The organism is Intrasporangium sp. (assembly GCF_040414665.1).
In the GTDB taxonomy this organism is placed as follows: Bacteria; Actinomycetota; Actinomycetes; order Actinomycetales; family Dermatophilaceae; genus Intrasporangium.
This window is the reverse complement of the sequence record NZ_JBEDUL010000133.1, coordinates 1-8,240: the sequence shown is the minus strand read 5'-3', so window position 1 is coordinate 8,240 and position 8,240 is coordinate 1. Positions and strand designations below refer to the sequence as shown.

The 8,240-nt window shown below is 71.8% G+C and carries 9 protein-coding genes and 1 riboswitch; of the genes, 2 read left to right on the top strand and 7 right to left on the bottom strand.

Annotated elements, in window-relative coordinates; translation table 11 throughout:
• Positions 1 to 70: 70 nt before the first annotated feature.
• From ribH to rpe, 6 genes are all read right to left on the bottom strand, one after another.
• Positions 71 to 535 (bottom strand): 6,7-dimethyl-8-ribityllumazine synthase, encoded by a 465-nt coding sequence (gene ribH, locus ABF401_RS13750; RefSeq protein ID WP_353510132.1) that lies wholly within the window; start codon positions 533 to 535, stop codon positions 71 to 73.
• An 11-nt stretch (positions 536 to 546) separates the two neighbouring features.
• Positions 547 to 1,785 (bottom strand): 3,4-dihydroxy-2-butanone-4-phosphate synthase, encoded by a 1,239-nt coding sequence (gene ribB, locus ABF401_RS13745; protein WP_353510131.1) that lies wholly within the window; start codon positions 1,783 to 1,785, stop codon positions 547 to 549.
• Positions 1,782 to 2,393: a riboflavin synthase gene (locus ABF401_RS13740; RefSeq protein WP_353510130.1), complete on the bottom strand. Its 612-nt coding sequence runs from the start codon at positions 2,391 to 2,393 to the stop codon at positions 1,782 to 1,784. The genes ribB and ABF401_RS13740 overlap by 4 nt, the downstream gene beginning before the upstream one ends.
• A 6-nt stretch (positions 2,394 to 2,399) precedes the next feature.
• Positions 2,400 to 3,512 carry a bifunctional diaminohydroxyphosphoribosylaminopyrimidine deaminase/5-amino-6-(5-phosphoribosylamino)uracil reductase RibD gene (gene ribD, locus ABF401_RS13735; protein ID WP_353510129.1) on the bottom strand — a complete coding sequence of 371 codons (1,113 nt, stop codon included), beginning with the start codon at positions 3,510 to 3,512 and terminating at the stop codon, positions 2,400 to 2,402.
• 3 nt (positions 3,513 to 3,515) lie between these two features.
• Complete coding sequence (gene pnuC, locus ABF401_RS13730; RefSeq protein WP_353510128.1) at positions 3,516 to 4,277, bottom strand: nicotinamide riboside transporter PnuC; 762 nt, start codon at positions 4,275 to 4,277, stop codon at positions 3,516 to 3,518.
• 121 nt (positions 4,278 to 4,398) lie between these two features.
• Positions 4,399 to 4,540, bottom strand: a riboswitch (FMN riboswitch).
• 87 nt (positions 4,541 to 4,627) lie between these two features.
• Positions 4,628 to 5,284, bottom strand: a complete 657-nt coding sequence (rpe, locus tag ABF401_RS13725; RefSeq protein WP_353510127.1) for a ribulose-phosphate 3-epimerase — start codon at positions 5,282 to 5,284, stop codon at positions 4,628 to 4,630.
• A gap of 42 nt (positions 5,285 to 5,326) precedes the next feature.
• Between rpe and ABF401_RS13720 the strand changes: the two genes are divergently transcribed.
• Positions 5,327 to 6,073 (top strand): dienelactone hydrolase family protein, encoded by a 747-nt coding sequence (locus ABF401_RS13720; RefSeq protein ID WP_353510126.1) that lies wholly within the window; start codon positions 5,327 to 5,329, stop codon positions 6,071 to 6,073.
• Between the two features lie 24 nt (positions 6,074 to 6,097).
• Positions 6,098 to 6,844 (top strand): enoyl-CoA hydratase, encoded by a 747-nt coding sequence (locus ABF401_RS13715; RefSeq protein ID WP_353510125.1) that lies wholly within the window; start codon positions 6,098 to 6,100, stop codon positions 6,842 to 6,844.
• A 22-nt stretch (positions 6,845 to 6,866) separates the two neighbouring features.
• Here the strand turns inward: ABF401_RS13715 and ABF401_RS13710 are convergent.
• Positions 6,867 to 8,240, bottom strand: a 1,374-nt coding sequence (locus ABF401_RS13710; protein ID WP_353510124.1) for an RsmB/NOP family class I SAM-dependent RNA methyltransferase, incomplete at its 5' end; no start/stop codon positions are given.

Here is an 8,240-nt window from a genome sequence, read left to right as displayed (position 1 = left end):
GAGAGCGAGTCACAACCTCGAACCGGAGGCAGGGTCAGGAAGGGTGGGATCAGGGCAGGGCGGGGCGAGGTCAGCGGGAGGCCCGGAGCGCGACGACGGTGGCGACGGCTGCCGTCGCGGCCTCGTGGCCCTTGTCCTCCGTCGAGCCGGGCAGACCGGCACGCTCGATCGCCTGCTGCTCCGTGTCGCACGTCAGGACGCCGAAGCCGATCGGCGTCGCGGTCCGCACGGAGACCTCGGTGATGCCGACCGTCGCTGCCTGACAGACGTACTCGAAGTGGGGGGTGCCGCCGCGGATGACGACGCCCAGTGCGATGAGGGCGTCGTAGCGCGCGGCGAGGGCGGAGCAGGCGACGGAGAGCTCGAACGTGCCTGGCACGCGGACCTCGGTGACGTCGGTGACGCCCGCGTCGGCCAGTCCTCGGCGGGCCCCCGCGAGCAGGCCTGCCATGACCTGCTCGTGCCAGCTGGCTGCGATGACGGCGACCGTGAGGCCGCGGCCGTCGACGGTCAGGGCGGGTGCTCCGTCCTTCATCGGATCTCCTCTCAGGCGGATTCCGGCTTGGCCCGGAGCACGGCCGGCAGGTCGTGGCCGAGCCGGTCCCGCTTCGTCGCGAGGTAGCGCTCGTTCTGCGGCGCGACCTCGGTGTGCAGCCGCTCCACGGCGACGACGTCGATCTCGAAGTGGCGCAGGGCTGCGACCTTGTCCGGGTTGTTCGTCAGCAGGATGATGCGGGTCGCCCCGAGGTCATGGAGCACCGCGGCGCCCGCGGCGTACTCACGGGCGTCGACCGACAGGCCCAGGGCCTTCTGTGCGTCGACGGTGTCCGCGCCACGATCCTGCTCGGCATAGGCACGCAGCTTGTCGACGAGTCCGACACCGCGACCCTCGTGACCGCCGAGGTAGACCACGACCCCGCCCTCCCTGCCGACCCGGGCGAGCGAGGCCTGCAGCTGGGGTCCGCAGTCGCACCGGAGCGACCCGAAGGCGTCCCCGGTGAGGCACTCCGAGTGCAGCCGGACGACGGCCGGGGCCCCCGGCCTGGTGCCGTGCAGGCCGCGCGCGCTGACCAGGGCGACGTGCTCCTCGCCGGTCAGCGTGTCGCGATAGCCGTGGGCGGTGAACGTGCCGTGGCGTGTCGGGATCATCGTCGTCGCGAGCCGCTCCACCCGGTCGTGCTGCTGGCGCCACGCGATGAGCTGCTCGATCGTGACGACGGGTAGCCCCATCTCACGGCCGAGGGCGACGACCGCCTCGTAGCGCATCAGCCGGCCGTCATCGTGGACCAGCTCGCCGATGACTCCGACAGGTGGCAGACCGGCGAGGCGCGCCAGGTCGACCGCGGCCTCCGTGTGCCCGGGCCGGGTCAGCACGCCGCCGGGCCGGGCCCGCAAGGGCAGCACGTGACCGGGACGGATGAGGTCGGCGGGCTTCGAGGCGGGGTCGGCGAGGACGGTGACGGTGCGGGTCCGGTCCGCCGCGCTGATGCCCGTCGTCACCCCTTCGGTCGCGTCGACGGAGATCGTGTAGGCGGTCCGCAGGGGGTCGCGGTTGTCCGAGACCATGAGCGGCAGCTCGAGCCGGTCCGCCACGTCGTTCGGCATCGGGGCGCAGAGGTATCCGGACGTGTGCCGGATGGTCCAGGCCATCCATTCCTCCGAGGCGGTATGGGCGGCGAGGACGACGTCGCCCTCGTTCTCGCGGTCCTCGGAGTCGAGCACGAGCGCCGGGCGCCCGGCCCTCATCGCCTCGAGAGCCTCCTCGATCGTCGACAGGGCGGTCATGACTCCTCCGTTGTCGCGGCGGCGTACCCGAGTAGGCGCTCAACGTACTTGGCGAGGACGTCGACCTCGAGGTTGACGTGGTCGCCGACCCCCTTGCGGCCCAACGTGGTCAGCTCCAGGGTGGTGGGGATGAGCGAGACGGAGAACGTCGCCGGCCCGAGAGCCGACACCGTGAGCGACACGCCGTCCACCGTGATCGAGCCCTTCTCGACGACGTACCGGGCCAGCGCGTCCGGCAGGGTGAACGTCACCACCTCCCACCGGTCGCCGCGGACCCGGTCGGTCACGGTCGACGTTCCGTCGACGTGGCCCTGGACGATGTGCCCACCGAACCGGCTCGACACCGCCATCGCCCGTTCGAGGTTGACGCGGTCGCCCGCCCGCAGCGAGCCGAGGCTGGACCGGCTCAGCGTCTCGGCCATGACGTCGACGCTGAAACCAGCCGCATCGTGCGAGATGACGGTGAGGCACACGCCATTGACCGAGATCGACGCACCGTGGACGGTGTCGCTCGCGACGAGTGGGCCCTCGATCCGCAGCACGGCGGACTCCGCCCCATGCGCGATGGACCCGACGGTGCCCAGCTCCTCGACGATTCCCGTGAACACTGGCTGCTACACCCTCTCGTCGAGCGACACCAGCACCCGCCGGTTCGACCTGTGGACCGGGCCCGTGCCGCGCGGGGGTCCGACCGGACCTGCGACGGTCGCGTGGACCCGGAGGTCCGGGCCGACGCGCAGCACGTCCTCGACGTCGAGCCGCCTGATCCCATCCATCGACGTGATGCCGAGGTCCCCGACGGCCGGACGGCCGGCGCCGAGGAGGGCAGGGGCCAGGTACGCATAGACCTCGTCGACGAGCCCCGCCTTCACGAACGCGCTCGCCAGAGTCGGGCCACCTTCGAGCCAGACGTCACGAATTCCCGCGTCCCACATGGTCGCAAGCGCCTCGTGCGGGTCGCGGCTGCGGATGTGCAGCACCTCGCCCGGTCCCTCGTGGACCCGGGCCCTGGCGGGCACGTCCCGCAACCCGACGACGACGCGAGTCGGCTGTCGGTCCGCGAGCGAGCCCAGCGGCATACGGCCAGCTCCCGTGCGCACGGTGAGGCGGGGATCGTCGAGCAGGATGGTCCCCGTGCCCACGACGATGGCGTCGCGGGACGCCCGCAGGGCGTGCACGTCGGCCCGCGCCTCCTCGCTCGTGATCCACTGGCTCGTTCCGTCGGTCGCGGCGCTGCGCCCGTCGAGGGTGGCGGCGAACTTCCACGTGACGAGCGGTCTGCCTCTCGCGATGGTCCGCGCCCAGCGCTCGTTGAGTGCAGCGGCCTCGTCGGCGAGGACGCCGCCCACCACCTCCACGCCGGCCGCGCGCAGGAGGTCAGCGCCGCCGGCCGCATCGCCGTTGGGGTCGTCCTGCCCGTGCACGACCCGGGAGATCCCGGCCGCGACGAGCGCGTCGGCGCAGGGACCGGTCCGTCCCGTGTGCGCACACGGCTCGAGGGAGACGTAGGCCGTCCCACCGCGCGCCCGGTCGCCCGCGACGGCCAGCGCCGCGGCCTCGCCGTGAGCAGTGCCGGCACCGCGGTGCCAACCCTCTCCGACGAGCTCGCCGCCGGGGTCGACGACGACGCACCCGACCCGGGGGTTGGGGTCAGGCCACGATCCCCTCGCGGCCAGATCCAGGGCGCGCCGCATGAGGGCGGCGTCCCTGATGTCCGGGGCAGCCATCGGTCAGGTACCGCGGGCCGCGACGAGCACCGGCTCGACGTCGCGGTGATCGGTCCTGGACGCCTTGACCCACTGCGTGAAGCCGTAGATGACGAACATCCCGTAGAAGACGTACAGGACGGCCGTCGGCACGTAGCCGGTCGCAAAGCCGAACGGCACTCCGACGAGGTCGACGGCGATCCACGCGAGCCAGAACTCGTTCCAGCCGCGGGCCATCGCGTACGTGGCCACGATGGAGCCGACGAAGATCCACGCATCGCACCAGAAGAACCACCATTGCGGCGTCCAGAACGGGTTCGGCGCCAGGCTCCACAGCGAGGCGAAGACCTGGTGCACGACCACGGTGCCGACGAGCCAGAAGCCGACGACGGCGGTGCGCTCCCGCCCCGTCGCCCAGCGCGGCGTGATCGCGGCGCCGGACACGTCCGCGGTGTGGTTCAGCCGGCGCACCTGCGTCCACCGCCACCAGCCGTAGATGCTGGTGAGGATGAAGAAGACCTGCCTGCCGGCCTGGCCGAAGAGGGGGATCCGCTCGTCGGCGCCGAAGAGCGCGCCGAGGTAGACGAAGAAGAGCATGACGTTGGCGATGATCCCGACTGGCCAGGCCCAGACGCGCCGCTTCATGCCGAACCAGGCCGAGGCGACGCCGATGAGCACGGCGATGAGCTCGATCCAGTGCAGCTGGTAGGGCCCGATCGGGATGGCGGCGTCGATGGCCTGCTGGAAGACGTTCTTCGTCTCGTCTGCGAGGGCGAGTGTCTGCATGTGGTGTTCGTCCTTGGAGTTCGTGGTGCTGGTCGGACGAACTCCGGGGAACCTCCACAGCTGCCGCTGCCGCGCTCCGCGTCCCGATCCGGGTGCGCGAACCACCACAGACGTCAGTCTGTTTCGTGCTGCCTCCCATCCGGACTTTCACCGTCGGTCCTGGAGTTCCACCAGGTCAACCGGCCACTCGTCAAGCACAGTGAGTGGTCGGGTCGCGGACTGTCACCGCCGGCTCGGAATTACACCGACCCCGGAGCACGTAATCATCAGTATGCACCGTGGTCCGGGGAACTCCCACCCCGCGTCCACGTGACGGCCACCACGACAGACGATGCCGTATGCCGCTGGGCTCAGTGGGCGTGCGACGTGACCAGGGCGCGCAGCTCGTCGACGGCGGCAGCGGCGTCCTCGGCCCCGTAGACCGCCGAGCCCGCGACGAAGACGTCGGCACCCGCCTCCGCGCACTGCTCGATCGTGTCGGCGCTGACGCCGCCGTCGACCTGGATCCAGATCTCCCCGCCGTGACGCCTGACGGCCTCGCGGACCTGGCGGACCTTGGGCATCTGGTCGGCCATGAAGGACTGCCCTCCGAACCCGGGCTCCACGGTCATGACGAGCACCATGTCGAGCTCGGGCAGCAGCTCTGCATACGGCGCGAAGTCCGTCCTCGGCTTGACCGCCATGCCCGCCCTCGCACCGGCTGCCCGGAGCGCTCGCGAGAGGGCCCGCGGTTCATGTGCAGCCTCGATGTGGAAGGTCACCGACTGGCACCCCGCCTCGGCGTACATCGGCGCCCACCGGTCCGGGTCCTCGATCATCAGGTGAGCGTCGAGCGGGATGGGGCTGACCTTGACGAGCGCCTCGACGACAGGCAGGCCGATGGTCAGGTTCGGCACGAAGTGCCCGTCCATGACGTCGACGTGTGCCCAGTCGGCGTTGGCGACCCGCTCCAGCTCGCGCTCGAGGTTGGCGAAGTCGGCCGACAGGATGCTCGGGGAGATCTGCACGAGCCCCAGCCTAAGGGCCGCCTCATGCGGGACGATGCCCCCATGAGCGACCTGGCGGGATGGGCCCGAGGCAGCCACACGGCACGCGGAGAGACCCACGACACGTACCGCAAGGGCAGCGGGCCGGGGGTCGTGCTCGTGCACGAGATCCCGGGAATCACGCCCGAGGTCATCAGGTTCGCGGACGACGTCGTCGCCCGGGGCTACACCGTGGTCATGCCGAGCCTCTTCGGCCGGCCGGGCGCGTCGGCGACGCCCGGCGAGATCGTGCGGTCGATCGGCCAGGTCTGCATCAACAGGGAGTTCGTCAAGCTGCGGGCCGGCGTCACGTCGCCCGTGACGCACTGGCTGCGGTCGCTCGCGCGCAGCCTGCATGCCGAGCTCGGCGGACCCGGCGTGGGAGCGCTCGGGATGTGCCTCACCGGCGGGTTCGCGCTCGCGATGATGGTCGACGAGTCGGTTGCCGCCCCCGTTGTGGCCCAGCCGTCGCTCCCCGCGGCCCTCGGAGCCGTCGGCAAGGCCGACCTCGGCCTGAGCCCGGCCGATCTCGCGGCCGTCCGTCGCAGGGTCGCCGAGGGCTGTCCGGTCCTCGGGGTGCGCTACCGCGACGACCCCGCCACGGGGACGCGGTTCGAGACGCTCGCGACGGAGTTCGGTGGCGACTTCATCCGGGTCGAGCTCGAAGGGAAGGGCCACGCCACCCTGACTGCCCACCGGCAGCAGGTCGCGGTCGACCGGGTCCTCGCGTTCTTCGACGAGCGACTGCGGCCGGGCGGCCCCTCCGCCTAGCGCGCCACACGGCAGGATCGACCCATGACCAGCGATCCGAACAGCGATCCCGTCATCGAGGCGTTCGACGGGGATGTCCTCGTCATCACCCTCAACCGCCCGGCGAAGCGCAACGCGCTCAGCCTCGGTCTCTGCCGAGCGCTCGAGTCCGCCGTCCGGGAGGCGGCGACGCGTGCCCGGGCGATCGTCCTCACCGGTGCCGGGTCGACGTTCTGCGCCGGTGCCGACCTGGACGGCGTCTACGGCGAGGAGTTCCTCGAGGCCCACTACGGCATGCTGGCGGCCATCACCGGGTCGGACATCCCGGTGATCGCAGCGGTGAACGGGCCGGCGATCGGGGGCGGGACCCAGCTCGCCGCCGCGTGCGACCTGCGTGTGGCCAGCGCTGCGGCGCGGTTTGCCGTGCCCACGGCGCGCAACGGCCTCGCCGTCGACCCGTGGACGATCCGGCGGCTCGCCGAGCTCGTCGGTGGGGGTCATGCGCGCGGGATCCTGCTCGCTGCCGAGACCCTCGACCTGCCCGCCGCGCTCGCGTGCGGCCTCGTCCAGCGCGAGGGCGAGCTCGCCGACGCCATCGCTCTGGCCCGGGACCTCTCGGCCTTGGCCCCGCTCTCCCTGACCTACGCCAAACGCGTGCTCAACTCCCCGCACCTGGCCGACGACGACGCCGGCCTCCGGGCCCAGTTCCTCGCCTGCTTCACGAGCGCGGATGCCGCCGAGGCGGACGCCGCACGGCGGGAAGGTCGACGCCCGGTCTTCCGCGGACGGTGAGTGCCCCTGGTCCCGGCGGAGCTCAGCGCCTGCGCAACAGGGCGAAGAACATCGCATCGGTCCCATGCACGTGGGGCCACAGCTGGACGTAGGGGCCCTCGCCGAGCTCGGGTAGGACGGCTCCCTCGGCATCGACGAAGAGCGGCCGAGCGTCGACCAGCTCCACGTCGTCACGCTTCTTGAGGACATCCTGCACGACGAAACGGGTCTCGTTCAGGTGCGGGCTGCACGTGGCATAGGCGATGACGCCGCCCGGCATCGTCGCGTCGATGCCGGAGGCCAGCAGCTCACGTTGCAGCCCGGCGAGGACGGCAACGTCCTTGGGACGGCGTCGCCATCGCGCCTCAGGTCGTCGGCGGAGGGCGCCCAGACCGGTGCACGGGGCATCGATGAGAACGCGGGTGTATGCCGCTGGGCTCGCTTCCCCGATCTCGCGCCCGTCGCCGTGACGAACCTCGATCGTGCTCCCAGCGGCCTCGGCCGCCGCCGTCGCCGCCGTCAGTGTCTGGCGGACCAGCTGGGCTCGCGTCTCGTTGACCTCGTTGGCGATGAAGGGGATTCGCTGTTGCACCGCGATTGCGGCCAGGAGCCCTGCCTTGCCGCCCGGGCCGGCACAGAGGTCCAGCCATCGCTCGGAGGTGATGGCGTCCTGGCCGACCTCCGCGGACGCGATGCCCAGCGCGACCAGCTGGGACCCCTCGTCCTGCACGGCCGCGCGCCCCTCTCGGATCGCGGGAAGGGAGCCCGGGTCGCCTTCGGTCAGGACTGCGCCGACGGGGCTCGTCGTCGACGCGACGGCTCCGCCGTCGACCAGCTCGGCGACGGTCGCCAGACCCGGCCGGGCCGCGATGGAGACCTTCGGCGCTGCGTTGTCGGACTCGAGCAGGCGATCGAGCTCGGCCCCGACGGTCGCGGCTGTGGCCCGGCCATGCCCGATGAGGGCAGCCCGCAGCGCCTTGGTCACCCACAGTGGGTGGGACGTGCGGATCGCCAGGGCCTCCACCGGGTCGGTTGCGCCCGCCGTGACGACGTCGAGCCACTCCGGCAGGGTGCGCTCGCTGATGCGGCGCATGACCGCGTTGACGAAGCCCGAGGCACCGGCGCCGTTGACCTGCCGCGCGAGGGCGACCGTCTCGTCCACCGCTGCGTGGGTCGGCACGCGCATGCCGAGCAGCTGGTGGGCTCCGAGTCGGATCGTGTCGAGGACACGCGGGTCGATCCGGTCGACCGGGCGGTCGGCCGCATGGGCGGCGACGGCGTCGTAGAGGCCGGACATCCGGGTCGCCCCGTAGACGAGCTCGGTGGCGAAGGCGGCGTCCCGGCCGTGGACCCGTTTCTCGCGCAGCAACGCCGGGAGCACCAGATTCGCGTAGGCGCCCTGGGCCACCTCGCGCAT